This window comes from Streptosporangium sp. G11 (assembly GCF_051192615.1).
Taxonomy (GTDB): Bacteria; Actinomycetota; Actinomycetes; order Streptosporangiales; family Streptosporangiaceae; genus Streptosporangium.
The window spans coordinates 57,281-82,549 of the sequence record NZ_JBPJUQ010000032.1; the positions used below are offsets into that span (position 1 = coordinate 57,281).

Genomic DNA, 25,269 nt, shown 5'->3' on the forward strand with positions numbered 1-25,269 from the left:
TCCTCAAGAGGCGAGTTCGCTGTCAAGGTAGGCGCGGAACTCCCGAACCTGAATAGTCGTCCCGTACGGCTCAAGGCGGTCGGAGAACTTCCTGATGCGTTCGACCGAGCGCACGGACGTCAGCGACCTGGCGATCGGGATCGCGGCCCGCGCCGAGTCGACGGCCTGTTCCACCTCACCCATGCCAAGGTACGCCTCGGCGGCGTTCACCCGGTTGATCTGGGCAGAACGGGGACGCTTCTCCATGAACTCGCGTATCGCCAGCTCCGCGTGATCGGCTGCCCGCTCATACTTGCCGAGCAGCTCCCAGCAGAGCCCTGTCTCCGAGGCCAGCTCCGGTTCGTCGTGCCATGCGATCCACGCCGGATCACGGTCGGTACCTCCTTGGGCATACACCCGTTCGGCTTCGGCGAGCAGCTCTTCGACTCGCTTCGCCTGGTGTGCGTCCCGGCTCTCGGACGGCATCGCCTGCAGGGCGGTTGCCCACGCTTCCCTGACCAACAGCAACCCCATGACCTGGGGCGGCGCCTGCGCCCGGCGGGCCGCGTCCACCGCGGCACGGGCGAGCCACACCGCCTGGGAAGTGTGCTTCAGGTATATCGCCTGCTGGGTCAGACTGGTCAGCACCCACGCGCCCGTCAACGCGTCGCCACCGGTTTTCGCCAGTTTGAGTGCCTGACCGAAGTAGTGCTGAGCCTGCCCATGGCGGCCGAGATCAAAGGCCGTCCAGCCTGCCATCTGAGTCATCGCCGCCGCCGCCGTCATCAGCGCGGCCCCGACCTTGTCGTCATAACGGCCACGCAGCATCGGAGCCACCGTGCTGTGCAGGTAGTCCACAACCGCCGGGCGTATCATCCCCGCCCCGAAACGGTGATCCATCTCCCCGAACGCCTGCCGCGCCTCGACGATCCGCCGGACGTCCGACAGCCCCACCGCCGTACCGGAGCCCTGGTAGGCCGCTGAGATGTTGGGGGCGCCGTAGCTCCACTCCGACAGCCATCCGCCCAGTGCCGCCGGGACGAACGGCAGCGCGGCCAGCACGTGTCGCCGTTCCGGGTCCACATCGCACCTCCACAGTCGTCCGGCCGCCTCGACGGTAGCCCCGAGGGACAGGTCGCTGAAGTCCGGCACCAGCCAGGCTTCCGTATCGACCGGAGCAGTGCCCTCGATCCACCGTTCGACCTCGGTCGGGTCCACCCCGAACACCTCGGCCATCCGCGCCCGGTAGACCGGCCGGATCTCCTGACGCCCCCGCTCCCACCGGCTCCACGTCGTCGCCGACACCCACAGCGCCGCCGCGATCTCGTCCTGGCTCATGCCCATCCGCCGGCGAGCCCGCACCAGCTCCGGACGTCCCTCACCACCCACGGCAACCTCCATCACCCGGAGCGACGAATCATCGACCCATTGTCGACGAACGCGGCTCGCGCGGCTCGCCCGCCGACGGAAACGACCAGGAAACGACCAGCCGACAGGGTGATCCAGACGGCGTGCGACAGCGACGGCTCCCCCACGCACCCCGCGCGGGGCATCGCAACGTCCACGCCGGAACCTGGCCGCCGCCCATCCCGTGCCGTTTCCTGCTGGAACAGTCACCGAGAGCGATGGAGCGCGCACATGTGGCCAACCTTCCCCGGCCCGGCGGACCCGCCCGGCGTCCCGAGCACTTCCCGCCGGGAGATCATCGTCACCGGCGTGGGAGCCCCGGAGGAGGCCCTCGGCGAGATCGGCATGCTGGTGGCCGTCCTGCGTCCAGGCTCGGCCTCCCGCCGGGCCCGCGTCGTCGTGCGCGAGGTGCTGCTGGCCGAGGGCCTGCCCGGCGACGACGTCGCCGACACCGAGGCGATCGCGGCCGAGCTCGCCGCCAACTGCGAACGGCACGCCCGTCCGCCGTACGAGATCCGCGTCTTCAGCCTGGCGGGCGTCCCCGCGTGGTGCGAGCTCGTCGACGGCGACCCCGACCTGGGCTGGATCCCCGCGGTCCTCGACCACTCCCGTCCGCAGGCCGCGCCGGACCCGCTCGCGGAGAGCGGCCGTGGCCTGCCGCTGGTCCGGGAGCTCTCTCGGGGACACTGGGCTATCCCACGACGATCTTCACCACCGGCGCACCGGCCAAGGCGGTCGCCTTCACCCTCCCCACCCGCTGGGGCACCCGCCTGACCTGCCCGCCACTGCTGCACCTGGGCCGCCGCTCGGCCCGTCTCCTCCGGGAACCGTGACCCCTCGGTTCCACCCGCGCCGTCCGGAACCGCTCCGGGACGGGAAACCCGGCAGGGGCGTGGCTGGCGGTCCCGGCGTCCTCACGCCCCCCGCCGCCCCGGCGGGCGCGGCGATCTTATGGTGGGAGACGAACGCGACCCGAGGAGATTCCGTGAACGATCTGCCCATCTGCGTCACCTGCGGGGTCCAGTACGCCGGCCCCCGGGAGAGCTGCCCGATCTGCGAGGACGAGCGGCAGTACGTCGGCTGGGAGGGGCAGCGCTGGACCTCCCTGAACGAGCTGCGCGCGACCGGGCACAGGGCGCTGGTCGCCGAGGAGGGCACCGGGGTGGTCGGGGTCGGCACCGACCCCGCCACGGCCATCGGGCAGCGGGCGCTGCTGGTCCGCACGCCCGGCGGCAACGTGCTGTGGGACATGGTCACCCACCTCGACGACGAGTTGGTCAGGCAGATCACCGAGCTCGGCGGGATCGACGCCATCGCGATCAGTCACCCGCACTTCTACGGCTCGATGGTGGAGTGGGCGCACGCCTTCGACGCGCCGATCCACATCCACGCGGCCGACCGTGACTGGGTGGGCCGCCCCGACGACTCCGTCGTGTTCTGGGAGGGCGACACCCACGAGATCCGCGAGGGGCTGACGCTGATCAACGCGGGCGTCCACTTCGACGGCGGCCAGGTCATGCACTGGCGCGACGGCGAGGAGGGCCGGGGCGCCCTGTTCTCCGGCGACATCCTCCAGGTGGTCCAGGACCGCCGCTGGGTCAGCTTCATGTACAGCTACCCCAACCTCATCCCGGAGCGCCCAGGCACGATCCGCCGCGCCCTGTCGCTGCTGGAGCCGTACCCCTTCGAACGCGTCTACGGCGGCTGGTGGAAGCGGATCGTGCACACCGGCGGCGCCGAGGCCGTCCGCCGCTCCGCCGACCGCTACCTGTCCTTCGCCCTGGACGACTCCCGCCGGTGAGACGGACTCCTCACGCTAAAACACACTCCCGCCGGTGAGACGGGCTCCTCGCAGCGGGCACCGGAATGAAACCCCCGCGCGAGGGGCCGGAGCGGAGCCCCGGGTGAGAAACCGGGAAGGGATCCCGGCCTCTCACCCGGGGAGATCCCGGGAACCTCGAAGCCCCGGCTCAGAAGTACTTCGAGGTGAGGTCGGCCGTCGGCCACGAGGTCACCGCGCGCGCCGCCTGGCCGAGGAGCGGGTCGATCACGTCGAAGTCGGGCGACCCCTCCTCCTCACGGCGGTTGAACGTGGCGCAGTAGGAGATTCCGCCGCTCAACCGGGCCAGGAAGGCGAACGTGCCGGGCATCGAGCCCGTGTGCCAGGTGTTGACGCCGCTGCCCGAGGTACGGATCCACCAGCCGCCGCCGTACCAGGCCCCGCCGGAGTTGACGCCGGTCTCCGGCTTCGCGAACAGTTTGGCGATCGAGGCGGCGTTCAGGACCGGACCGGCGGCGTCGAAGACCGTGGCGAACTTCACCATATCGACCGCCGAGGCGATCCAGCCGCCGTTGGCGTCCTGGTTGGGCATGTTGAAACCGCCGTAGGGGTACGGCACGACGGCGCCGGAGCCGTCCACGACGGACTTGTTGGTGAACTTCGAGACGTAGTTCACCTCACTCGTCGGCGACTCCGCCCGCAGGCTGCGTCCGAGCCGCATCCGGGTGACCCCGGCGGGCGCGAGGAGCCTCTGCTTGACGTACGACTCGTAGCTCGTACCGGAGACCTTCTCGATGATCCGCCCGAGCAGCGCGTACCCGTAGTTGCTGTAGACCATCTTGGAGCCGGGGTCGAAGTCGAGGGGACGAGCCGTGGAATAGCGGATGATGTCCGCGTGGCCGACCGGCAGCGGCACGCCGAGCGCGGCCGAGATCGTGTGGTCCAGCCAGAGCCGGTCCCTGGAGACCGCGCTGTCCCAGCCGCCCAGGTGCTGCATGAGCCTCAGCACGGTCACCTCGGCCAGCCGGGGGTCGGCCGCCCCCGAGAGCCCGAGCAGGGTGGTGACCGGGGCCGAGAGGCCGAGCTTGCCGTCCTGGACCAGCCGCATGATCGCGGCGGAGGTGATGTGCTTGCTCAGGCTGGCGACGCGGAACAGCGAGGTCGGCTGCACGCGCGCGAGGACCGGCGTGCCCTGGGCGTTACGCACCGAGTACGTCCCGTACCCGCGCGCCAGCAGGATCTTGCCGTTCCGCGCGACCGCGAGCTGCGCGCAGCCGATCTGGCGCTCGGTGACGTACTTCTTCATCACGTCGTCGAAACCCTTCAGCGCCGCCGGGACGACCCCGCTGACGAGCGGCTCCCCCGCCGCCCGCGCGGGCCCCGCGCCCAGGGCGAGGGCGGGTACGGCCCCCATACCCGCCTGGAGAAGCCGGCGGCGTGTGAGCCCGGTCATGCTTGTCGTCACTGGTGACCCCCGCATCACGTACGTATCAGGAAAACCCATATATTACGGATCTTCCTGGGTGCACGGATGCGCGTCACGCCAGCGTGGTCTGCCCACCTCTCTCACGCCCGGGGCGGCGCTCGGCCCGTCCCCGGCCACCGGATCCCTCTGACGCAGTCAAGGACGATCTACTCGAAAAGGGTGTGCCGCTCGCCGCGCCGACGTCTGCGGGCGATTCTGATCCCGATCACCACGATGTCCGCGACGGCGACGGCCGCCAGCACGGCCAGGGCCACGGCGAGCACGGTGATCCCGGCCCACGCTGAGAGAAGGGCCAGAGCCGCGCACACGACAAGGCCGAAGCTCGCCAGGAGAAGCCGCAGATTCAGCGCGCTCTTCGGGTGATCGTGCGTTCCTGTCTTCTCATCCATAAGGTCACCTCCGGGCAACCTCGCTTCCCCTCGATCTCCATGTTCGCGCGAGGGGGTATGTCCCATTTCGTACCCAGGACATCCCTTACGACCCACGGCGACCCCATGGTGATCACACGCTTCACCGCAGGTCGTCGCCCCACAAGGGGTAGCGGCACACCGGGCCCGCCGGGGCTCACCACCCGGTCTCCATGTCGCGAAGATGTTATTAGCTAGATTTGTCCTTTCTTGGGCTGTTTGGCGCTTATATGCGGGTATGCAGGGATAAATCCACCTGCACAGGAAATCGAATTCGCATGAAATCGGTAAGGGGGAATGGGTCATGACGAGACCCGCAAGCCTGGAGCACCACCCCGATCTCATCGAGATGCGGGAAAGGTACGAACGAGCGGGCTCCACCTCGGTAGCCCAGGTCATCGACGGACTGGGCCTTCTGGCGGGCCTGTATCTGGCGATCTCCCCCTGGGTGGTCGGTTTCAACGGCCTGTCCAGGCTCACCGTGAGCAACCTCGTCACCGGCATCGCCGTCGCCGCCCTGGCCCTCGCCTTCGCGTCCGCCTACGGCCGGACGTACGGGATCAGCTGGGTCGTGCCGGTCATCGGAATCTGGACCATCCTGGCACCCTGGATCACCGGCTCGGCGACAAGGGGGAACATCTGGAACAACGTCATCACCGGCGGCATCATCTTCCTGCTCGGCCTGGGAGCGGTGGCGGTGGGCTCCAGGGGAGTGCCCGGCATGTCCTCGAAGAGGGACATGTCCAGGGGAGACACGTCCAACAGGCCAGACATGCCCGGTAGGCCGGACATGCCAGGCAGGCCCTAAGGTCGGGGTGGCACCGGGCGGCGGTGAAGGATCACCCCGCCGGTGCGAGCCCCCCTCCGTCACGCTCCGGAGGGGGATGCGGCACGGCTCGAACAGGGAAACCGGCAAAGATCAGGCCCAGGCGGGCGTCGGGGTCCGTCGGGGTCCGGAGGCGGGAAGCAACGGCGGGGACCCGGGTGACCGATAGCGGTGGGCGCGCTCAGCGCGGGGTGAAGAACAGGTCGCTCTCACCCGGGGTGAACTCAAGGCGCATCGACTTGTCCTCGCCCAGCTCGATGACGCGGTCGCCGGCGTCGATGCCGTCGTCACGCGACCAGGTGGCCGGGAGCACCAGCACTCCCTTGGCGGTGCGAACGAGGAGCTTCAGGCCCTCGCAGCGGTAGCGGAAGGCGATGTCCTTGCCCTTCAGCGGCCTGCAGGTCACACCGGCCGGGAACAGGGGATCCTTGTTCGCGTAGACGACCACGCCTCTCCTGCCCTCCAGCCTCACCGCGGTCAGGTGCGCCTCCTGCGTGCCGACGTGCTCGGCGTACTCGTCGGTGGCCGCGAAGATCCCGACGACCACGAGGAGCGCGACGAGGACCACCGGCAGGGTGCGCACCCACAGCGGCGGGCGGTCGGTGACCTGCGCCGGGTGATCGGCCCGCCACCAGTGGCGCCACAGGAGACCGCAGTAGATGAGTAGCCCGACCCCGCAGGACAGGAGGGTGTCGCGGGTCACCAGGGGGGATGCCCGCACCACCGGGTCACCGGCCGCGGCGAGCGCGTCGAGCGCGACAAGGGCGCCCGCGCCCACCACGGCCGCGACGCCGGCGCGCATGACCTTCCTGTCGGGCGCGGCCCTCTCGTGATCGGCGGGACCGCGCAGGCGGCGGCTCCCGAGCCTGCGCCGGACGAGGAGCAGGATCACGCCCGCGAGCGCAACGGCACCCGCCGAGGCACCCACCTGGGCGAGCGCAGGGACCTTCCCCGCCAGCCGGTTGAGCGGAGCGCCCGCCCAGACGAGCAGGGCGAGGACGGACGCTCCGGTGAGCGCGACGGTCGCCACCCGCACGGCGAGACGCCCCCGGGGCCGCTGTTGTCCGTGAAGGATCAGCCGGTGCGCTCCGATGACGAGGAGGCCCAGCATGACCAGGACGAGCACGACCGTGTAAACGGAGGTCGCGCTGCGCAGCAGGTATTCCTGGACGCTGAAACCCAGCATGCTGCTGTCGATGCCGAAATAGACGGCGTAGGTCTGGGTGCGCCTCCAGCCGAAATAGAAACCCAGCGCGGTGAGAAAGGTCGCCGGAGCGGCGATCAGCCCGACGGCTTCGACCACATCACGGATCATGAGTGGCCCGTCCGCCTGCCCAGGCTCCTCGGCGGAATCAGCCGTAGATGAGGCTGTCGACATCTATCCCCATGATTTTTATCCACGGCACGAGCTCGGGCGGCGGTCTCTTCCTTCCGCAAACCGGTTGTGTTATCCGCCCGATTCCCGAGTTATCGGCCTCGGCTATTTCCACCTTGGTCGTGGTACATCGCCGTATCCACTCCCTCTGGGCGACGACCCACGCGTTGACGGCCGCCACGATCTCCGGCGGAACGACGGGGGACGGGGGTGGAGGCGGTGGCGGAGGAGGCGGCGGGGGCGGGGGCGGAGGAGGGGGAGGCTCGACGGGCTGGCCCGAGTCCGTGGGCTGACCTGAGTCCGTGGGCTGACCTGGGCCGTCGGACACCTGCGAGACGGAGACGTCGGGAGAGGGCGGGGGGTCGGACGGCACGAGGTCCGACGTCGGCACGACGGTGGGCACCGGCACGCCCTCCACGACGTCGATGGCCTTCTTCTCCGCCCTGTCGCGCTTGTCCTCCGCTTTCACCGCCGCGCGGTAGGCGCGCTTCACCTGAGGCGGCGCGTTCTCGGGAAGGGTGAGGCCCGTCGAGGTCTCACCGTCACCGGGATCTTCACCGTCCGACCCCGAGACCCCCTCCCCACCGCAACCGGCGAGAAGCAGGGGAACGGATATGCACAGAGCGATGAAACGCACCCTTACATCGGGATTTCCATTCACGCTTTATCCCCCCAGAAGCCCGAGAGTTAATTCAACCCGCAATATCGGACAAAAAGGAAGATGGGTTCACAAGTGCAACAGAACAGCGTTGATATGGACTCCCGAAACGCACCGGCGGTCTCGCCCCCAAGCGTAACCGCCGCCATTTCCCTGCGTTCAGGGTAACTTTCCGGGTCGCGCGGAGTAAACCTCTTTTCACCCACCGTCCGCCACCACGCCGGTGACGGCGAGACCACTTCCCCTGACGACGGCTCCTCCTCCCGGCCACGGCCCTTCCCCGCAACGGCTCCCCTCCCCGCCGCGGCCCTCTGACGACGGCTCCCCTCCCGGCCACGCCTCTTCCCTGACGACGGCTCCCCTCCCGGCGACAACCCCCTGGCCACGGCCCTCCTCCCGGCGACAGCCCTCCCCAGGCCACGGCTCTCCCGACGGCGCGACTCCCCCGGTCTCCGGAGCCATGGCACGCGAAAGGCCCCCGTGGGGGTCTCCCACGAGGGCCTTTCAAGCATGCGTGCCGGTCCTGCCGGACCGTACGCGCGCGAGGAACCTGCTAGTAGATCGGGCGCGAGGAGGAGCGCAGCCGCTCCAGGGCCTCGGCCAGGATCTGCGCGCCGTCCTTGTCGCTGCGGCGTTCCTTCACGTACGCGAGGTGCGTCTTGTAAGGCTCGTTGCGCGGCGGCGCGGGCGGGTTGGCCTCGTCCTGACCGGCGGGGAGACCACACCGGGGGCAGTCCCAGAACTCGGGAACGGCCGCGTCGCTGGCGAAACTGGGACGCGTCTCATGCATGTTCGCGCACCAGAAAGGCACCCGCACACGGGGGGCCGCCTCGCCGCGCTCCGCCTCCCCCATCGGGCCGGCACCCACACGGCTGCCACGGATCGCGTTGCCACTACCCACGGATGAACTCCTTGCTCGATGGCCCCGCCGCTTGGGGATGCGGGGACTGAACCACTGTCACGCCTGTCGAAGCCGGGTCAGGGCCGCAGAAGCAGGCCCAGCGCGATGATGCAGACGAACCAGACGACACCGGTGATGACGGTGAGCCTGTCAAGGTTGCGCTCCACCACGGAGGAGCCTCCGAACGACGACGAGAAACCGCCACCGAACAGATCCGAGAGACCACCGCCCTTGCCCTTGTGGAGCAGGACGAGCAGCATCATCAGCAAGCTCGACAGGATGAGGGCGATGGAGATTCCGATTGTCACCGTTGACCTGTTCCCTATGTGCGCGTGACCCGCGTCCGGGCACGACCCTTGTGTACGCCGAAGGCGTGACGATTCAAACTTGCTCTAAGAGGGTATGACGTGGTGTCAAGTCGTACCCACCGAATGACTCAGTCAGCTCGACAATTCGCCAAAACGGCAAATCTTGACGAACTCCCCAGGGTCGAGGCTCGCGCCACCGATCAGGGCACCGTCGACATCAGGCTGCGCCATGATACCCGCGATGTTGTCAGACTTGACCGACCCACCGTAAAGGATACGGACACCGGCGGCCACTTCGGCGTCGTACAGCTCGGCGAGTCGCACCCGGAGTGCCCCGCAGACCTCCTGCGCGTCGTCCGGGGTGGCCACCTCGCCGGTGCCGATCGCCCACACCGGCTCGTAGGCGAGCACGACGGAGGCGGCCTGCTCGGCGGTGACCTTGCGGAGCGCACCGTCGAGCTGGGCGACGCTGTGGGCCACCTGGCCGCCGGCCCGGCGCACCTCCAGGCCCTCCCCCACACACAGGATGGGGGTGAGCGAGTGCCGGTAGGCCGCCTGCACCTTGGCGTTGACGACGTCGTCGTCCTCGCGGTGGTACTGGCGGCGCTCGGAGTGTCCCGCGAGGACGAAGGTGCAGCCGAGCTTGGCGAGCATGGCACCGGAGATCTCACCGGTGTAGGCGCCGCCGTCGTGCTGCGACAGGTCCTGCGCGCCGTAGACGATCCGCAGCTTGTCGCCGTCCACCAGGGTCTGCACGCTACGCAGGTCGATGAACGGCGGCAGCACGGCCACCTCGACCCGGTCGAAGTCCTTGTCGTTCAGCGCGAAGGCGAGCTTCTGGGTGTGCGCGATGGCCTCGAGGTGGTTGAGGTTCATCTTCCAGTTGCCTGCCATGAGCGGCTTACGAGGTGTGCTCATCGTTCGCTCACCACTCCCTGTTCACTGCGCGGACGGCGTCGGTCGTCGACCGGCCACTCCGCTCACCGCGTGGGTTCACTTCTACCGCTCCAGCGCCACGAGTCCGGGGAGGGTCTTGCCCTCCAGGTATTCGAGGCTGGCCCCGCCACCGGTGGAGATGTGCGAGAACCCGTCCTCCGGCAGGCCGAGCCTGCGCACGGCGGCGGCCGAGTCTCCCCCGCCGACGACCGTGAAGGCCTCCGAACCGATCAACGCCTCGGCGACCGCGCGAGTTCCGCCCGAGAAGGCGTCGAACTCGAAGACGCCCATCGGGCCGTTCCAGAACACCGTCTTGGCGTCGGCCAGCCTGCCCGCGAACAGCTCGCGGGTGCGCGGGCCGATGTCGAGCCCCTCGCGGTCGGCCGGGATCGCGGTGGCGTCGACCACCTCGTACTCGGCGTCCTCCGCGAACTCCGTGGCCGCCAGCACGTCGACCGGGAGGACGATCTCCACGCCGCGCCTGCCCGCCTCGTCGAGGAAGCCCCGCACCTTGTCGAGCTGGTCCTTCTGGAGCAACGACCCACCCACCTCGTAGCCCTGGGCCGCCAGGAAGGTGTAGGCCATGCCGCCGCCGATGAGGAGCCGGTCGACCTTGGTGAGCAGGTTGCCGATGACGCCGAGCTTGTCGGAGACCTTGGCGCCGCCGAGCACCACGACGTACGGCCGCTCGGTCTCGTCGGTCAGCTTTTTGAGCACCTCGACCTCGGCCAGGACCAGCCGGCCCGCGGCGTGCGGCAGCAGGCCGGGCACGTCGTAGACGCTGGCGTGCTTGCGGTGCACCGCGCCGAAGCCGTCGCCCACGTAGACGTCGGCGAAGGCGGCCAGCCTGGCGGCGAGGTCGGCGCGCTCGGCGTCGTCCTTGGACTCCTCGCCCGGTTCGAAGCGCAGATTCTCCAGAAGGGCCACCTGGCCGTCCTGAAGGGCCTCCACGACGTCCTGGGCGGACTTGCCGACCACGTCGGTCGCGAAGGCGACGTCGGCGCCCAGGAGCTCACCCAGCCGCTTCGCGACGGGGGCCAGGGAGTATTCCGGGTTCGGCTTGCCCTTGGGGCGTCCCAGGTGCGCGACGACGACCACGCGGGCACCCCTGCCCGCGAGCTCCTTGATCGTCGGCACCGAGGCGCGGATGCGGCCGTCGTCGGTGATGACGTCCCCCTCCAGGGGGACGTTGAGGTCGGCGCGCACCAGGACGCGCCGACCGTCCACGTCGAACTCGGAGATGTCCTTCATCAGAGGTCGGCGCCGACCAGCTCGATGAGGTCGACGAGGCGGTTGGAGTAACCCCACTCGTTGTCGTACCAGCCGACGACCTTGACCTGGTTGCCGATCACCTTGGTGAGGGCGGAGTCGAAGATGCAGGACGACGGGTCGGTCACGATGTCGGAGGAGACGATCGGGTCCTCGGTGTAGGTGAGGTAACCCTTGAGCTCGCCCTCGGCGGCGGCCTTGAGGGCGGCGTTGACCTCCTCGACGGTGGTGTCGCGGCCGACCTCGACGGTGAGGTCGGTGGCCGAGCCCGTGGGGATCGGCACCCGCAGCGCGAAGCCGTCGAGCTTGCCCTTGAGCTCGGGCAGCACCAGGCCGATGGCCTTGGCTGCGCCGGTCGAGGTCGGCACGATGTTGATCGCGGCGGCGCGGGCGCGGCGCAGGTCGCTGTGCGGGGCGTCCTGCAGGTTCTGGTCCTGCGTGTAGGCGTGGATCGTGGTCATCAGACCCTTCTCGATACCGAAGGTGTCGTTGAGGACCTTGGCCATCGGCGCCAGGCAGTTGGTGGTGCAGGAGGCGTTGGAGATGACCGTGTGGTTGGCCGGGTCGTACTTGTCGTGGTTGACGCCCATCACGACGGTGAAGTCCTCGTTCTTGGCCGGAGCCGAGATGATGACCTTCTTGGCGCCGTTCTCGGCGTGCACGCGGGCCTTGTTGGCGTCGGTGAAGAAGCCGGTCGACTCGACGACGACGTCCACGCCCAGGTCGCCCCAGGGCAGCTTGGCGGGGTCGCGCTCGGCGAACGCCTTGATCGTCTTGCCGTCCACGATGATCTCGTCGGCGGTGCTCTTCACCTCGTACGGCAGACGGCCGAGGATGCTGTCGTACTTCAGCAGGTGGGCGAGCGTGGCGTTGTCGGTCAGGTCGTTGACCGCGACGATCTCGATGTCCTTGCCGCTGGCAGCGACCGCGCGCCAGAAGTTGCGGCCGATGCGGCCAAATCCGTTGACGCCTACGCGGATGGTCACGGTGCCGATCTCCTCGTACGTCGGTGCGCCGGTCTCTCGGATCGGCGACTTGGGGCTGGCTGAAACCTCAAACACGAACCTTATCGGACCCAAATTGGCCTAGACCACTTGAGGGGGGCCTCCGTTATTGCTTAACCCACGAACAGGTATCGCACCATTCAAGTAAAGTGCCCGACTCGTCACCGTAAATACCTCCGACCCCAAGAGGAACTGCCATGACAGACAACGATCCGCACCTGGCGAACGGGCTCCTACCAGGCATTATCGCCGGTCTCCTCGCGACCCTGGCCGGCGCCGCGGGCTACGGCGCGCTCATCGCCTTCAGCGGCTACGAGATCGGTTTCGCCGCCATCGGCGTCGGTCTCCTCGTCGGCCTCGCCATGATCGCGGTCAGGCCGACCAGCCCGGTGCTGCCCCCGCTGGCCGCCTTCTTCTCCCTCGCCGGCGCCGCGCTCGGCCAGATCGCCGGGGCCGTCGTCGTCTGGGCGCGGCTGTCGGGCGAGGACTACGGCTCCGCTCTCGTACGGATCCTCGACGCCTTCCCCGACGCTCTCAGGAACGACCCGATGTCGCTGCTGTTCTGGGTGGTGGCCGCCTACGCGGGCTTCAGCTTCGTGAACAGGCGCGTCAAGACCGCCCGCGAGGCCCACGACGCCCGCGCCGCCTCGTCCGTCCCGCAGCCGGACAAGGCCGCCGAGCACGTGAACTACTTCGAGCCCAAAAAGCAGCCCTGAGCGAAGGCCCTACGGGGCCAGCATGTCGACGGTGAGGTTGGCCTCGGTGTTGGGGATGCCGATGTCCTGGGCGCGCTTGTCGGCCATGGCCAGCAGGCGGCGGATGCGACCGGCGATGGCGTCCTTGGTCAGGGGCGGGTCCGCGAGCTGGCCGAGCTCCTCCAGGGACGCCTGCTTGTGCTCCACCCGCAGTCGACCGGCGATCACCAGATGCTCGGGGGCCTCCTCCCCGAGGATCTCCAGGGCCCGCTGGACCCTGGCCCCCGCGGCGACCGCGGCGCGGGCCGAACGGCGCAGGTTGGCGTCGTCGAAGTTGGCCAGCCGGTTGGCCGTCGCACGGACCTCGCGGCGCATCCGCCGCTCCTCCCAGGCCAGCACGCTGTCGTGGGCGCCCAGCCGGGTCAGCAGCGCGCCGATGGCGTCGCCGTCGCGGACCACCACCCGGTCGACGCCGCGCACCTCCCGGGCCTTGGCGTGGATCTTCAACCGCCGCGCGGACCCGACCAGCGCGAGCGCCGCCTCGGGCCCGGGACAGGTGACCTCAAGCGACATGGAGCGCCCCGGCTCGGTGAGCGAGCCGTGCGCCAGGAACGCCCCCCGCCAGGCCGCCTCGGCGTCACAGGTCGCCCCCGCCACGACCTGGCGGGGCAGGCCCCTGACCGGACGCCCGTGGTTGTCGATCAGACCGGTCTGGCGGGCGAGCGCCTCCCCGTCGCGGTAGACCCGCACGAGGTAGCGCGAACCCTTGCGCAATCCGGCCGGGGCCAGCACGAGCACCTCCGCCTTGTGCCCGAAAACCTCGCCGATGTCCTTGATCAGCCGCCGGGCGGTGACGTTGGTGTCAAGCTCGGCCTCGATCACGATCCGGCCGCTCACCAGGTGCAACCCGCTCGCGAACCGCAGCAGCGTCGACACCTCGGCCTTACGGCAGCAAGGCTTCAAAACCGGCAGCCTGCTCAGCTCGTCCTTGACCACACCTGTCATCGCCATGCGCGTTCGTCCTCCCCCATACAGACCCCATGCGGCCCGAGATAAATCGGGCTCACAGAAGTTTCTCGCACTCCTGAGCACCGCTGACCAGGATCAACGCTTCTCACGGAAAATCTCGTCCAGGACGGAGGCAAGACGTTGTGCATCGTGTCGCGGGGAGCCGTCCTCGTCCGCCACGGAGGCGAGGACCAGCCGCCCGCCGAGGTCGGCCGCGGCCTTCTCCAGCTCCTCGCGGTCGTCGATCACCCCGGTGTCGGCGACGACGACGTCGATCTCCAGGGAGGGCGCGTGCTGGCGCAACACCTCCAGGTGCTTCTGGGGGGAGAAACCGTCGGTCTCCCCCGCCTGCGGGGCGAGGTTCAGCGCGACCAGGCGGCGCGCGCGGGTGGCGTGCAGCGCCTCGGCCAGCTCGGGCACCTTCAGGTGGGGCAGCACGCTGGTGAACCAGGAGCCGGGGCCGAACACCACCCAGTCGGCGTCGAGGACCGCCTGGACGGCCTCCGGGCACGCCGGCGGGTCCTCGGGGAGCAGCGAGATGGCCCGGACCCTGCCGGGGGTGAGCGCGCAGGCCACCTGGCCCCGCACCGTGCTCACCCGGCCGTCCAGCTCGACCTCGGCGGCGATGTCGAGCGGCACCGAGGACATCGGCAGCACCCGCCCGTGCGCGCCGAGCAGCCGCCCGAGCCAGTCGAGCCCGGCGACCGTGTCGCCGAGCCGCTCCCACAGCGCCACGATCAGCAGGTTGCCGATCGCGTGGCCGTGCAGGTCGCCCTCGCTGCGGAAGCGGTGCTGGACGACCTCGCTCCAGGTGCGCCCCCACTCGTCGTCACCGCACAGGGCGGCCAGGGCCATCCTCAGGTCTCCCGGAGGGAGCACGCCGAGCTCACGGCGGAGACGGCCGCTCGACCCTCCGTCGTCGGCGACGGTGACCACCGCCGTCAGCTGGGAGGTGACCCTTCGCAACGCCGACAGCGAGGCGTACAGCCCGTGTCCTCCACCCAGCGCGACGATCTTGAGACCCTCGTTCACTCCCGGCCCACATCCCGATGGCTCACCTGCACCTCCATGCCACCCTTGTCGCGCAGCCGGCCGCCGATCTGCTCGGCCATGGCGACGCTGCGATGCTTGCCGCCGGTGCAGCCGACGGCGAGCGTGGCGTAGCTCTTGCCCTCGCGGGTGTAGCCGGAGGCGATGATGCTGAACACCTCCTCGTAGGCGTCGAGGAGTTCCTTCGCACCCGCTTGGTTGAGAACGTACTCCCGTACGGGAGTGTCCAGTCCGTTCATGGGGCGAAGTTCGGGGACCCAGTGGGGGTTGGGCAGGAACCGGCAGTCGACGACCAGGTCGGCGTCGACGGGCAGACCGTACTTGTAGCCGAAGGAGACGACGTTGACCCGCAGGCCGGGACGGTCCTCGCCACCGAAGAAGGCGACGATCTTCCCGCGGAGCTCGTGGACGTTGAGGTTGGAGGTGTCGATCACCAGATCGGCGTTGGCCCGGACCTCGCGCAGGATGCCGCGCTCGCGGGCGATCCCGTCGACCAGGCGGCCGTCGCCCTGCAGCGGGTGCGGGCGGCGGACGTTCTCGAACCTGCGGACCAGCTCCTCGTCACTGGCCTCCAGGAAGACCACGCGCACGGCGACGCCGCGCCCCTCCAGCTCCTCGATCGCGCTGTTGAGGTCGCTGGTGAAGGCCAGGCTGCGCACGTCGACCACCGCGGCCACCTTGTCGGCGGCCAGCTTGACCCGCCCCGCCTCCTCGGCCATGGCGAACAGCAGGCCGGGCGGCAGGTTGTCGATGACGAACCACCCCAGGTCCTCCAGGGCCTTGGCGGCGGTGCTCCGCCCCGCCCCCGACATTCCGGTGACGAGGACGAACGCGGGCGCTCTTTCGCTCATGGGTACTGCCCCTTCAAGGCCGACACGATCGTCTCGGCCGTCGAGGGGCCGATCCCGGGAACCTCGCAGATCTGCGCCGCGGTCGCCTCCCGCAGCCGTTTCACCGATCCGAAATGCTTGATCAACGCCTGCCTGCGGGCCGGGCCGAGACCGGGGACCTCGTCCAGAGCGCTTTCCTTGACGCTTTTCGACCGCTTGGATCGATGGTAGGTGATGGCGAAGCGGTGAGCCTCGTCGCGCACCCGCTGAAGAAGGTAAAGGGCCTCGCTGGAGCGGGCGAGGATCACCGGCAGGTCGTCGCCGGGCAGCCAGACCTCCTCCAGCCGCTTGGCCAGGCCGCACACCGCCACGTCGTCCACGCCCAGCTCGTCGAGCGCCCTGCGGGCCGCCGCGGCCTGCGCGGGGCCGCCGTCGACGACGACCAGGTTGGGCGGGTAGGCGAACTTGCGCGGCCTGCCGGTCTCCGGGTCGATGCCCGGCGTCCGCAGCCCCTCACCCGGCCCCTCCCCCGCTTCCTCGGCAGGCTCTTCGAGCGGCCCTTCCGCGGGCCCGGCCTCGGCGCCCGCGTCGAGCTCCCCGGTGGCGGAGCGCTCCTCCAGATAGCGCTTGAACCGGCGGGAGATCACCTCGTGGATAGAGGCGACGTCACCCTCGGTGGAGCGCACGGAGAACCTGCGGTATTCGCTCTTGCGGGCCAGGCCGTCCTCGAACACCACCATGGAGGCCACCACGTCGGTGCCCTGGATGTGGGAGACGTCGTAGCACTCGATGCGGAGCGGCACCTGGTCGAGGTCGAGGGCGTCGGCGATCTCCTGCAGCGCCCTGCTCCGCGCGGTCAGGTCGCTGGCCCGCCTCAGCTTGTGCTGCTTCAGGGACTCGACGGCGTTGCGCTCGACGGTCTCCATCAGCGATCTCTTGTCACCGCGCTGGGGGACCCTGATCTCCACCCGCGCCCCGCGGTGCTCGCCGAGCAGCTCGGTGACCGCCTCGGTGTCGGGGGGCAGGACGGGCACCAGCACCTCCCTGGGCAGCGCCTCGGCGGCCGCGTCGCCGTACATCTGCAGGAGGAACTGCTCGACCAGCTCGCCCGGCGTGACCTCGTCGACCTTGTCGACCACCCAGCCTCGCTGGCCCCTGATGCGCCCGGCGCGGACGTAGAACACCTGGACGGCGGCCTCCAGCGGATCCTCCGCCAGGGCGACCACGTCGCAGTCGGTGTTGTCGCCGAGGACCACGGCCTGCTTCTCCATCGCCCGCTGCAACGCCTGGAGGTCGTCGCGCAGCCTGGCGGCCCGCTCGTACTCCTGCGCGACCGCGGCCTCGCGCATCTCGCGCTCCAGCCGCTTGATGAACCGGCCGGTGTTGCCCGCCATGAACTCGCAGAAGTCGTCGGCCAGCTCCCGGTGCTCCTCGGCGGTGACCCGGCCGACGCAGGGGGCGGAGCACTTGTCGATATAGCCCAGCAGGCAGGGGCGGCCGATCTGGGCGGCCCGCTTGAACACCCCGCTCGAGCAGCTCCTGATCGGGAAGACCCGCAGCAGCAGGTCGACGGTCTCCCTGATCGCCCAGGCGTGGGAGTAGGGGCCGAAGTAGCGGGTGCCCTTGCGCTTGGCGCCGCGCAGCACCTGGACCCGGGGGAACTCCTCCGCCATGGTGACCGCGAGGTAGGGGTAGGACTTGTCGTCGCGGTATTTGACGTTGAACCGCGGGTCGTACTCCTTGATCCAGGAGTATTCGAGCTGGAGCGCCTCGACCTCGGTGCCGACGACCGTCCAGTCGACGTCCACGGCGGTCGTGAGCATGGTCTGGGTGCGCGGATGCAGGCTCGCGAAGTCGGCGAAGTAGGAGTTGAGTCGCTGGCGCAGGCTCTTGGCCTTGCCGACATAGATGACCCGGCCGTCGGCGTCCTTGAACCGATAGACGCCTGGGGACTCGGGGATGGACCCCGGCTTCGGCCGGAAACTCGCCGGACCACCCACAGATCTCACCACACGGAAAGCCTATCGGCCCGGACCGACAGCTTTCCTTACAGCTTTCCGCACGGCTTTCCCGCACGGCCCGCGTCACGGTCCGCGGCCGGGACACGGCCTCGCGGCACAGCGGCGCCCGCCCCCGGGACCCCCTTGGACGTTCCAGGACACCGTCGGACACCCCTGGACACCTCTGGACACGGCCTCACACGACGGCGACGCCGCTCCATCGGTGGCCCGGCACCGCACGAGGGCCGCCACGCGGCGCACGGCCCCCCGCCGGAACGTTCCTCCGGCGGGGGTTCGCGGCCGGGTTCAGGCCAGGACGATGGAGTCGCCGTCCACCTTGATCGCCTTCTCCTCCAGCGGCTTGGTGGCCGGGCCGTTCGCCACGGAGCCATCAGTGATCTTGAACTTGCTGCCGTGGCACGGGCAGTCGATGGTGCCGTCCGCGATCTTGTCGACGTCACACCCCTGGTGGGTGCAGACGGAGCTGAAGGCCTTGAACTCGCCCGCGGCCGGCTGGGTGATCACGATCTTCTCGTCCTTGAAGACCTTGCCGCCTCCCTCGGGGATGTCCGCGGTCTTGGCCAGGGCGTTCGCGGAGCCGCCGCCGTCGGCGCCCGCGCTCGTCTCGGCCGCCTCCGGCGCCTGCGAGGAGGCGGTCGAGGAGGTGTCCCCGCCCTCCGCCGCCGGCTCTCCGTAGCCCGCGCACGCGGTCAGCACCGCGGCCATCCCGGCCCCACCGGCACTCAATATCACCGTACGACGCGTCGTCTCAGTCATGTATATCCTCCAGATCATTATCTTCAGGTACGGCTGGCACCCCGATGACGGTTCAGCATGCCGTACATCGCGTCAGGAGAATGTGAAGAATTACCGCCTCAGGCCCTCTTTCCGGACCATTCGGAGAGTGCCTGCCGGCCCCCCCGGCCGCGGGCTTCCTGCCCGGCACACCGGAACCGGCGGATCCGCGCCCTCCCCCGGGGAGAGGGCGGCGCCGACCGTCAGACCATGATGATCCCGTCGCCCTCGACCTTCAGCGCGTACTGGACCAGCGGCGCCTCCGCCGGGCCCTTGAGGCACTTTCCCGAGTCGGCGGCGAACTCGCTGCCGTGGCAGGGGCAGCGGATGACGCCGTCCCCGACCCTCCCGACCGCGCACCCCCGGTGCGGGCAGCTCGCCGTGAACGCCCTGAACACCCCCGAAGTCGGCTGGGTGATCACGATCTTCCACTTGGTGATCACTTTTCCGCCGCCCACCGGGATGTCGGCGGTCCGCGCGATGACCTTCCCCTTGATCCCCGGCGGCACGATGGCGGCGGCGGACTCCCCGCCGCACCCCGCCAGCGCCGCCCCGCACGCCACGGCACCCGCGGCGGCGATCACGCGCCTGCGCGCGGGCATGGCGGAAGTCTCCTGCGTGCTCATCACGGCCCTTCTCGCAACGTCGTCCCCGTCGGAACAGGGCTCCCGCGTCAAGGGTATTGACGCGGGAGCCCGGTCCCGAATCCGGCCTTCAGCTGCCGAGGATCTTGCGAAGGAAGCGGCCGGTGTGGCTCTCGTCGACCAGGGCGACCTCCTCGGGCGTCCCGACGGCGAGCACGCTGCCGCCCCGGGAGCCGCCCTCGGGGCCCATGTCGATCAGCCAGTCGGCGGTCTTGATCACGTCGAGGTTGTGCTCGATGACGATGACCGTGTTGCCCCCGTCGACGAGCTTGCCCAGCACGCCGAGCAACCTGCGGATGTCCTCGAAGTGCAGGCCGGTGGTGGGCTCGTCGAGCACGTAGATCGTCCGGCCGGTGGAGCGGCGCTGCAGCTCGGAGGCGAGCTTGACGCGCTGGGCCTCGCCGCCGGACAGGGTCGTGGCGGGCTGGCCGAGCCTGACGTACCCCAGGCCGACGTCGTTGAGCGTCTTCAGGTAGCGCTTGATGGCCGGGATGGAGTCGAAGAAGCCCAGGGCCTCCTCGATCGGCATGTCGAGCACCTCGGAGATCGTCTTGCCCTTGTAGTGGACCTCCAGGGTCTCCCGGTTGTAGCGCGCCCCGTGACAGACCTCGCAGGGCACGTAGACGTCCGGCAGGAAGTTCATCTCGATCTTGAGGGTGCCGTCTCCCGAGCAGGCCTCGCACCGGCCGCCCTTGACGTTGAAGCTGAACCGGCCCTTCTGGTAACCGCGGACCTTCGCCTCGGTGGTCTGCGCGAACAGGTCGCGGACCTTGTCGAAGACGCCGGTGTAGGTCGCCGGGTTGGACCGGGGCGTGCGACCGATCGCCGACTGGTCGACGTGCACGACCTTGTCGACCAGGTCCATCCCGTTGACCCGCGCGTGGCGGCCGGGGACGGTGCGCGCGCCGTTCAGCTCCTTGGCCAGCGCGTTGTAGAGGATGTCGTTGACCAGGGTGGACTTGCCGGACCCCGAGACCCCGGTGACCGCGGTCAGCAGCCCCAGGGGGAACTCCACGTCGACGCCCTTGAGGTTGTGCTCGCGGGCGCCCTTCACGGTGATCTGCCGCTTCTTGTCGCGCTTGCGGCGGGTGGCGGGGATCGCGATCGACTTGCGGCCGGACAGGTAGGCGCCGGTCATCGAGTCTTCCGAGGCCAGCAGGTCGGCCACGGTGCCGGAGACGACGACCTGGCCGCCGTGCTCGCCCGCCCCGGGGCCGATGTCGACCACCCAGTCGGCGGCGGCGATGGTGTCCTCGTCGTGCTCGACCACGATGAGCGTGTTGCCCATGTCGCGCAGCCTGATCAGGGTCTCCAGCAACCGCTGGTTGTCGCGCTGGTGCAGGCCGATGGAGGGCTCGTCCAGCACGTACAGCACCCCGACCAGGCCGGAACCGATCTGGGTGGCGAGCCGGATGCGCTGCGCCTCACCACCGGCGAGGGTGCCGGAGGCCCGGTCCATGGTCAGGTAGTCGAGACCCACGTCGAGCAGGAAGCCCATCCGGGCGTTGATCTCCTTGACCACCCGCTCGGCGATGTGCATGTCGCGGTCGGACAGCTTCAGCCCCGCCAGGAACGTCGCGCAGTCGCCGATCGACATCGACGAGACGTCGGCGATCGAGCGGTCGTCGACCGTGACGGCCAGCGAGACCGGCTTGAGCCTGGCCCCCCGGCAGGCCGGGCACGGGATCTCCCGCATGTAGCCTTCGTACTTCTCGCGCATGCCGTCGCTGTCGGACTCGCCGTGGCGGCGCTGCACCCAGGGGATGACCCCCTCGAAGGCGGTGTAGTAGGAGCGCTGACGGCCGTAGCGGTTGCTGTACCGGACGTGGACCTGCTCGTCGTGGCCGTACAGCAGGGCCTTCTGCGCCTTCTTGGGGAGCCGCTCCCACGGAGTGTCGAGACCGAACCCCATGGTCAGGCCGAGCGCCTCGACCAGGCGGACGAAGTAGTCGCTGGTGTGGCCGCCGGCCCACGGCGAGAGCGCGCCCTCGCCCAGCGGCCTCTCCGGGTCGGGCACGATCAGGTCGGGGTCGACCTCCATCCGGACGCCCAGGCCCGTGCACTCGGGACAGGCGCCGAAGGGCGAGTTGAACGAGAACGAGCGGGGCTCCAGCTCCTCGAACGACAGGTCGTCGTAGGGGCAGTAGAGGTGCTCCGAGTAGAAGCGCTCGCGGTTCGGGTCGTCCTCGGGCAGGTCGACGAACTCCAGGGTGATCGTCCCGCCCGACAGGCTCAGGGCGGTCTCCACCGAGCCGGTCAGGCGGCTGCTCGCGCCCTCCTTCACGGCCAGGCGGTCGACGATCACCTCGATGTCGTGCTTTTCCTGCTTCTTCAGCGTCGGCGGCTCGTCCAGCCGGACCACGGTGCCGTCGACGCGGGCACGGGCGAAGCCCTTGGCCTGGAGCTGGCTGAACAGCTCGGCGTACTCGCCCTTGCGGCCGCGGACCACCGGGGCGAGCACCTGGAAGCGGGTGCCCTCCTCCAGCTCCATGACCCGGTCGACGATCTGCTCGGGGCTCTGCCTGGCGATCGCCCGCCCGCACTGCGGGCAGTGCGGCTTGCCGATGCGCGCCCAGAGCAGGCGCAGGTAGTCGTACACCTCGGTGATCGTGCCGACGGTGGAGCGGGGGTTGCGGCTCGTCGACTTCTGGTCGATCGACACCGCGGGCGAGAGCCCCTCGATGAAGTCGACGTCGGGCTTGTCCATCTGCCCGAGGAACTGCCGCGCGTACGCCGACAGCGATTCGACATACCGGCGCTGACCTTCGGCGAAGATCGTGTCGAAGGCCAGGCTGGACTTGCCCGAGCCGGACAGTCCGGTGAAGACGATCAGAGAGTCTCGCGGAAGATCCAGCGAGACGTCCTTGAGGTTGTGTTCACGTGCACCACGCACGATGAGGCGGTCAGCCACAGCAGTCCCGACGTCGTTGGTAGAGGGTTGGAAGCAGTCGCGGGAAGACTAGCGAGAGGGGCCGACAATTTTCCGGAACAGCGTCCGAGGTCGTTTTCCCGCCCTCTCCAGACTACGGTCTCCCCCTGGATATGGCAGGTCGCCCACGGTTTCAACGATGTGAACACCCCCCTTATGCCCCCGCATGCCCCCGCTCTGCCCGCCGGGCGGAATGATGATGGTGACGAGGGCGAGGCGCGCGTCGCCCCGCCTTCCCGCGACCCCGTCCGAGGAGAATCCGTGACGTACACCGGTGATGTGCAGGTCGGCGGCCCCGCCGACCTGCGCGAGCTGCCCGCCCTGACGATCGCCAAACTGGCCGTCGGCCCGTTCGACAACAACGCCTACCTGGTCCGCTGCACCCAGACCGGTGACGGCGCGCTCATCGACGCGGCCGCCGAGCCCGACCGGCTGCTGGAGCTCATCGGCGACCGGCCGATCAGCAAGATCATCACCACTCACCAGCACGGCGACCACTGGCAGGCCCTTGAGGAGGTCGCCAGAGCGACCGGCGCCTCGGTGATCGCCCACCCGCTCGACGCGGGGGCGCTGCCGGTGCCGGTGGACCTGGAGGTGGAGGACGGCGACGACGTCACCGTCGGCGTGGTCAGCCTGGAGGTGATCCATCTGCGCGGGCACACCCCCGGCTCGATCGCCCTGTACCACCCGGGCCACCTGTTCACCGGCGACTCGCTCTTCCCCGGCGGCGTCGGCAACACCAACAAGGATCCCGAGCGGTTCGCCCAGCTCTTCGCCGACGTGTCGGAGCGGATCTTCGACCGGCTGCCGGACGACACCTGGGTCTATCCGGGCCACGGCAAGGACACCACGCTCGGTGCCGAGCGCCCCTCGCTGCCCGAGTGGCGCGAGCGCGGCTGGTGACACCCCCGCCGGGCGGCGAGGGGCCGGCCCCTCGCCGCCCGGACACGGCCGGTGACCGCTCGCGACGAGAAGGCGGGCCTCAGCCGCCGAAGACCCGGAGGATCCGATCCGCGGCCTTGGACGGATCCTCCACCCGCTCGACCAGATCGCCCCAGGACCAGCGGTAGAACCAGCCGTCGGGCAGCGAGACGCAGTCGAGGGTCTCGCTGAACATCGCCGCCTCGGGATCGGTGACCCGCAGCGACGGCGGGCTCCGCTTGAGCGTCACGCTCATGCCCCTCAGCTCCAGCTCGCGGGCGAGCATGCCGAGGAAGTAGGTGCGCGTGTGCTCATGCGGCTCAGCTGCCATGAGGCAATTGAACGCAGCCGCGCCGGGCAGGGGAAGCGGATGGGGACATTCCACGACGAGAACGAATCCCGGCATGGTGCGTTCGCGACCATCCACCGCCCCCGCTCCGCCGGGAGACCGGCGTGAGCGCGCTCCGGGCGGTCAGCCGACCCCCGCGGACGCCTTGCGCTGCTCCTTGCGCTTCTCCCGCTTGAACATCAGGACCCGCAGCGGGATGGTCGCGACGATCGTCATCTGCATGACGGCCCCGACCTTGATCAGCGTGTCGCCGCCGGCCAGGCCCGCGACCCAGATGGTCAGGCAGGCAACGTTGATCATCATCCAGGCGAGCACGGCGGCGGCCAGGTTGCCCTTGGGCTTGGGGTACTCGATCCGGCTCACCATGAGGTACGCCACCCCGAAGACGGGCAGAATCGTCCAGATCGACGGCGGGAACAGCAGCACGACCGAGACCACCGTCATCGCGCCCATCGGGATGGGCAGCCCCATGAAGTCGCCGCTCTTGGTCTTCACGCAGGCGAAGCGCGCGAGCCGGATGACGCCGGCCAGCAGCACCGACGACGCCGCGGCCATCACCAGCAGAAAAGGAATCTGCTGGTTGAAGCCCGCCCATATGACCACCATGAAGGCGGGAGCGAAACCGAAGCTGATCACGTCGGCGAGGTTGTCCAGCTCGGCACCCATGGCCGAGGCGCGGAACTTCCTGGCCACCAGTCCGTCGAACAGGTCGCAGGTGGCGCCGATCAGCAGGAGCACCACCGCGGTGCCGAAGAACCGGGGGTCGGCCGCGAAGGGCTTGTCCTGCTGCAGCGCGCTGATGGCCGACCAGGCGAGCACGCACACCGCGAGGAAGCCGCAAAGGGCGTTGCCGAGGGAGAGGGAGTCCGCGGCCGACAGGCGGAACGCCTTGCCCACGGGTCCTCGCGGCTCGTCGTCCTCCTCGTCCATCGGCCAGCTCGCGTCAGCCGTGGTCAAGACTCGTCACCCCCGCGACCGTCTTCTCGCCCACGGAGACGGCCGGGGCGATTCCCTCGGGAAGGTAGACGTCGACCCGCGAGCCGAGCCTGATCAGGCCGATCCGCTCGGCTCTGGCCACCTTCGCCCCCTCGGCCACGTAGGGCACGATGCGGCGCGCGACCGCGCCGGCGATCTGGACCAGCTCGACGTCGCCGAGCGCGGTGTCCAGGTGCCAGACGACCCGCTCGTTGGTGTCGCTGTCCTTGTTGAACGCGGGCAGGTAGCCCCCGGACACGTGCTCCATCGAGGTGACGGTGCCGTCCAGCGGCGCCCGGTTGACGTGCACGTCGAGCGGGCTCATGAAGATCGCGACCCGGGTGCGGCCGTCCGGCCACGGGTCGATGCTCTGCACCACGCCGTCCGCGGGCGACAGGATCCGCCCGGTGCCCGGAGTGCGATCCGGGTCGCGGAAGAACCAGAGCATCCCACCGGTGAGCGCGGTCAGCGGAACCGCCGCCAGCGCCCAGCGCCGGTCACGACGGGTGAGCAGGGAGGTCACGGCGGCGGCGGCCACGGTCGGAAGCAACCACGGGGAGACGCCACGTGCCAGGCCCAGCGGACCTGGCATGTGGCTTGCTGAATCGTGGGACACAGGGAACCTTTGTGATGTCTTGCGGCATTAGACCGGTATGTCTACCCGCTCTGGGGCAGGATGTTACCCATCTCTTAGCCCTTATAAGGCGCAATGAGACAAGCAAAGCGCCTCACACGCC

At 69.5% G+C, this 25,269-nt stretch carries 25 protein-coding genes; 5 read left to right on the forward strand and 20 right to left on the reverse strand.

Annotated features, from left to right (window positions below; all coding sequences use genetic code 11):
• Positions 1 to 3: 3 nt before the first annotated feature.
• Positions 4 to 1,380, reverse strand: coding sequence for a helix-turn-helix domain-containing protein (locus ACSDR0_RS26900; protein ID WP_435291661.1), 1,377 nt, complete (start codon positions 1,378 to 1,380; stop codon positions 4 to 6).
• Between the two features lie 237 nt (positions 1,381 to 1,617).
• Between ACSDR0_RS26900 and ACSDR0_RS26905 the strand changes: the two genes are divergently transcribed.
• Positions 1,618 to 2,160, forward strand: coding sequence for an ATP-binding protein (locus tag ACSDR0_RS26905; RefSeq protein ID WP_435291662.1), 543 nt, complete (start codon positions 1,618 to 1,620; stop codon positions 2,158 to 2,160).
• 211 nt (positions 2,161 to 2,371) lie between these two features.
• On the forward strand, positions 2,372 to 3,187 hold the full coding sequence (locus ACSDR0_RS26910) for an MBL fold metallo-hydrolase (RefSeq protein ID WP_435291663.1): 816 nt from the start codon (positions 2,372 to 2,374) through the stop codon (positions 3,185 to 3,187).
• A gap of 169 nt (positions 3,188 to 3,356) precedes the next feature.
• On the opposite strand, the gene ACSDR0_RS26915 is transcribed toward ACSDR0_RS26910, so the two are convergent.
• Together ACSDR0_RS26915 and ACSDR0_RS26920 are read right to left on the reverse strand one after the other, a co-directional pair.
• Positions 3,357 to 4,619 carry a serine hydrolase domain-containing protein gene (locus ACSDR0_RS26915; RefSeq protein ID WP_435291664.1) on the reverse strand — a complete coding sequence of 421 codons (1,263 nt, stop codon included), beginning with the start codon at positions 4,617 to 4,619 and terminating at the stop codon, positions 3,357 to 3,359.
• A 179-nt stretch (positions 4,620 to 4,798) separates the two neighbouring features.
• Positions 4,799 to 5,041: a DUF6343 family protein gene (locus ACSDR0_RS26920; protein ID WP_435291665.1), complete on the reverse strand. Its 243-nt coding sequence runs from the start codon at positions 5,039 to 5,041 to the stop codon at positions 4,799 to 4,801.
• Positions 5,042 to 5,363: 322 nt separating this feature from the next.
• Here ACSDR0_RS26920 and ACSDR0_RS26925 point away from each other — a divergent pair, with 322 nt between their 5' ends.
• Positions 5,364 to 5,867: an SPW repeat protein gene (locus ACSDR0_RS26925; protein ID WP_435291666.1), complete on the forward strand. Its 504-nt coding sequence runs from the start codon at positions 5,364 to 5,366 to the stop codon at positions 5,865 to 5,867.
• 199 nt (positions 5,868 to 6,066) lie between these two features.
• On the opposite strand, the gene ACSDR0_RS26930 is transcribed toward ACSDR0_RS26925, so the two are convergent.
• The 7 genes from ACSDR0_RS26930 to gap all read right to left on the reverse strand — a co-directional run bounded on the left by ACSDR0_RS26930 (position 6,067) and on the right by gap (position 12,318).
• A complete protein-coding gene (locus ACSDR0_RS26930; protein WP_435291667.1) occupies positions 6,067 to 7,188 on the reverse strand; it encodes a hypothetical protein in 1,122 nt (373 codons plus the stop codon).
• Positions 7,189 to 7,237: 49 nt separating this feature from the next.
• Positions 7,238 to 7,753, reverse strand: coding sequence for a hypothetical protein (locus ACSDR0_RS26935; protein ID WP_435291668.1), 516 nt, complete (start codon positions 7,751 to 7,753; stop codon positions 7,238 to 7,240).
• 718 nt (positions 7,754 to 8,471) lie between these two features.
• On the reverse strand, positions 8,472 to 8,819 hold the full coding sequence (locus ACSDR0_RS26940) for an RNA polymerase-binding protein RbpA (RefSeq protein WP_012892502.1): 348 nt from the start codon (positions 8,817 to 8,819) through the stop codon (positions 8,472 to 8,474).
• A gap of 77 nt (positions 8,820 to 8,896) precedes the next feature.
• Positions 8,897 to 9,127, reverse strand: a complete 231-nt coding sequence (gene secG, locus ACSDR0_RS26945) for a preprotein translocase subunit SecG (protein ID WP_030905020.1) — start codon at positions 9,125 to 9,127, stop codon at positions 8,897 to 8,899.
• Positions 9,128 to 9,259: 132 nt separating this feature from the next.
• Entirely contained in the window at positions 9,260 to 10,045 is a 786-nt protein-coding gene (tpiA, locus tag ACSDR0_RS26950) for a triose-phosphate isomerase (protein WP_435291669.1), read from the reverse strand.
• Positions 10,046 to 10,126: 81 nt separating this feature from the next.
• Positions 10,127 to 11,314 carry a phosphoglycerate kinase gene (locus ACSDR0_RS26955; RefSeq protein ID WP_435291670.1) on the reverse strand — a complete coding sequence of 396 codons (1,188 nt, stop codon included), beginning with the start codon at positions 11,312 to 11,314 and terminating at the stop codon, positions 10,127 to 10,129.
• Positions 11,314 to 12,318: a type I glyceraldehyde-3-phosphate dehydrogenase gene (gene gap, locus ACSDR0_RS26960; protein ID WP_435291700.1), complete on the reverse strand. Its 1,005-nt coding sequence runs from the start codon at positions 12,316 to 12,318 to the stop codon at positions 11,314 to 11,316. The genes ACSDR0_RS26955 and gap overlap by 1 nt, the downstream gene beginning before the upstream one ends.
• A 215-nt stretch (positions 12,319 to 12,533) precedes the next feature.
• Here gap and ACSDR0_RS26965 point away from each other — a divergent pair, with 215 nt between their 5' ends.
• Positions 12,534 to 13,052 (forward strand): hypothetical protein, encoded by a 519-nt coding sequence (locus ACSDR0_RS26965; RefSeq protein ID WP_435291671.1) that lies wholly within the window; start codon positions 12,534 to 12,536, stop codon positions 13,050 to 13,052.
• A 9-nt stretch (positions 13,053 to 13,061) separates the two neighbouring features.
• On the opposite strand, the gene whiA is transcribed toward ACSDR0_RS26965, so the two are convergent.
• The 7 genes from whiA to uvrA all read right to left on the reverse strand — a co-directional run bounded on the left by whiA (position 13,062) and on the right by uvrA (position 22,269).
• Positions 13,062 to 14,042, reverse strand: coding sequence for a DNA-binding protein WhiA (whiA, locus tag ACSDR0_RS26970; protein WP_329079024.1), 981 nt, complete (start codon positions 14,040 to 14,042; stop codon positions 13,062 to 13,064).
• A 93-nt stretch (positions 14,043 to 14,135) separates the two neighbouring features.
• Complete coding sequence (locus tag ACSDR0_RS26975; RefSeq protein WP_435291701.1) at positions 14,136 to 15,053, reverse strand: gluconeogenesis factor YvcK family protein; 918 nt, start codon at positions 15,051 to 15,053, stop codon at positions 14,136 to 14,138.
• A gap of 14 nt (positions 15,054 to 15,067) precedes the next feature.
• Entirely contained in the window at positions 15,068 to 15,940 is an 873-nt protein-coding gene (gene rapZ / locus ACSDR0_RS26980) for an RNase adapter RapZ (RefSeq protein WP_435291672.1), read from the reverse strand.
• The gene (gene uvrC, locus ACSDR0_RS26985; RefSeq protein WP_435291702.1) at positions 15,937 to 17,919 is read right to left on the reverse strand and encodes an excinuclease ABC subunit UvrC; all 1,983 of its coding nucleotides are present in this window, start codon (positions 17,917 to 17,919) and stop codon (positions 15,937 to 15,939) included. The genes rapZ and uvrC overlap by 4 nt, the downstream gene beginning before the upstream one ends.
• A 306-nt stretch (positions 17,920 to 18,225) precedes the next feature.
• Entirely contained in the window at positions 18,226 to 18,696 is a 471-nt protein-coding gene (locus ACSDR0_RS26990; RefSeq protein WP_435291673.1) for a Rieske (2Fe-2S) protein, read from the reverse strand.
• A gap of 221 nt (positions 18,697 to 18,917) precedes the next feature.
• Positions 18,918 to 19,340, reverse strand: coding sequence for a Rieske (2Fe-2S) protein (locus ACSDR0_RS26995; RefSeq protein WP_435291674.1), 423 nt, complete (start codon positions 19,338 to 19,340; stop codon positions 18,918 to 18,920).
• An 88-nt stretch (positions 19,341 to 19,428) separates the two neighbouring features.
• Positions 19,429 to 22,269: an excinuclease ABC subunit UvrA gene (gene uvrA / locus ACSDR0_RS27000; RefSeq protein WP_435291675.1), complete on the reverse strand. Its 2,841-nt coding sequence runs from the start codon at positions 22,267 to 22,269 to the stop codon at positions 19,429 to 19,431.
• A gap of 279 nt (positions 22,270 to 22,548) precedes the next feature.
• On the opposite strand from uvrA, the gene ACSDR0_RS27005 reads away from it, so the two are divergent.
• Positions 22,549 to 23,190, forward strand: a complete 642-nt coding sequence (locus tag ACSDR0_RS27005) for an MBL fold metallo-hydrolase (protein WP_435291676.1) — start codon at positions 22,549 to 22,551, stop codon at positions 23,188 to 23,190.
• A gap of 79 nt (positions 23,191 to 23,269) precedes the next feature.
• On the opposite strand, the gene ACSDR0_RS27010 is transcribed toward ACSDR0_RS27005, so the two are convergent.
• The 3 genes from ACSDR0_RS27010 to ACSDR0_RS27020 all read right to left on the reverse strand — a co-directional run bounded on the left by ACSDR0_RS27010 (position 23,270) and on the right by ACSDR0_RS27020 (position 25,148).
• A complete protein-coding gene (locus ACSDR0_RS27010; RefSeq protein WP_435291677.1) occupies positions 23,270 to 23,539 on the reverse strand; it encodes a hypothetical protein in 270 nt (89 codons plus the stop codon).
• Between the two features lie 141 nt (positions 23,540 to 23,680).
• Positions 23,681 to 24,514 (reverse strand): CDP-diacylglycerol--serine O-phosphatidyltransferase, encoded by an 834-nt coding sequence (pssA, locus tag ACSDR0_RS27015; protein WP_435291678.1) that lies wholly within the window; start codon positions 24,512 to 24,514, stop codon positions 23,681 to 23,683.
• Positions 24,501 to 25,148, reverse strand: coding sequence for a phosphatidylserine decarboxylase (locus ACSDR0_RS27020; protein WP_435291679.1), 648 nt, complete (start codon positions 25,146 to 25,148; stop codon positions 24,501 to 24,503). The genes pssA and ACSDR0_RS27020 overlap by 14 nt, the downstream gene beginning before the upstream one ends.
• Positions 25,149 to 25,269 lie beyond the last annotated feature (121 nt).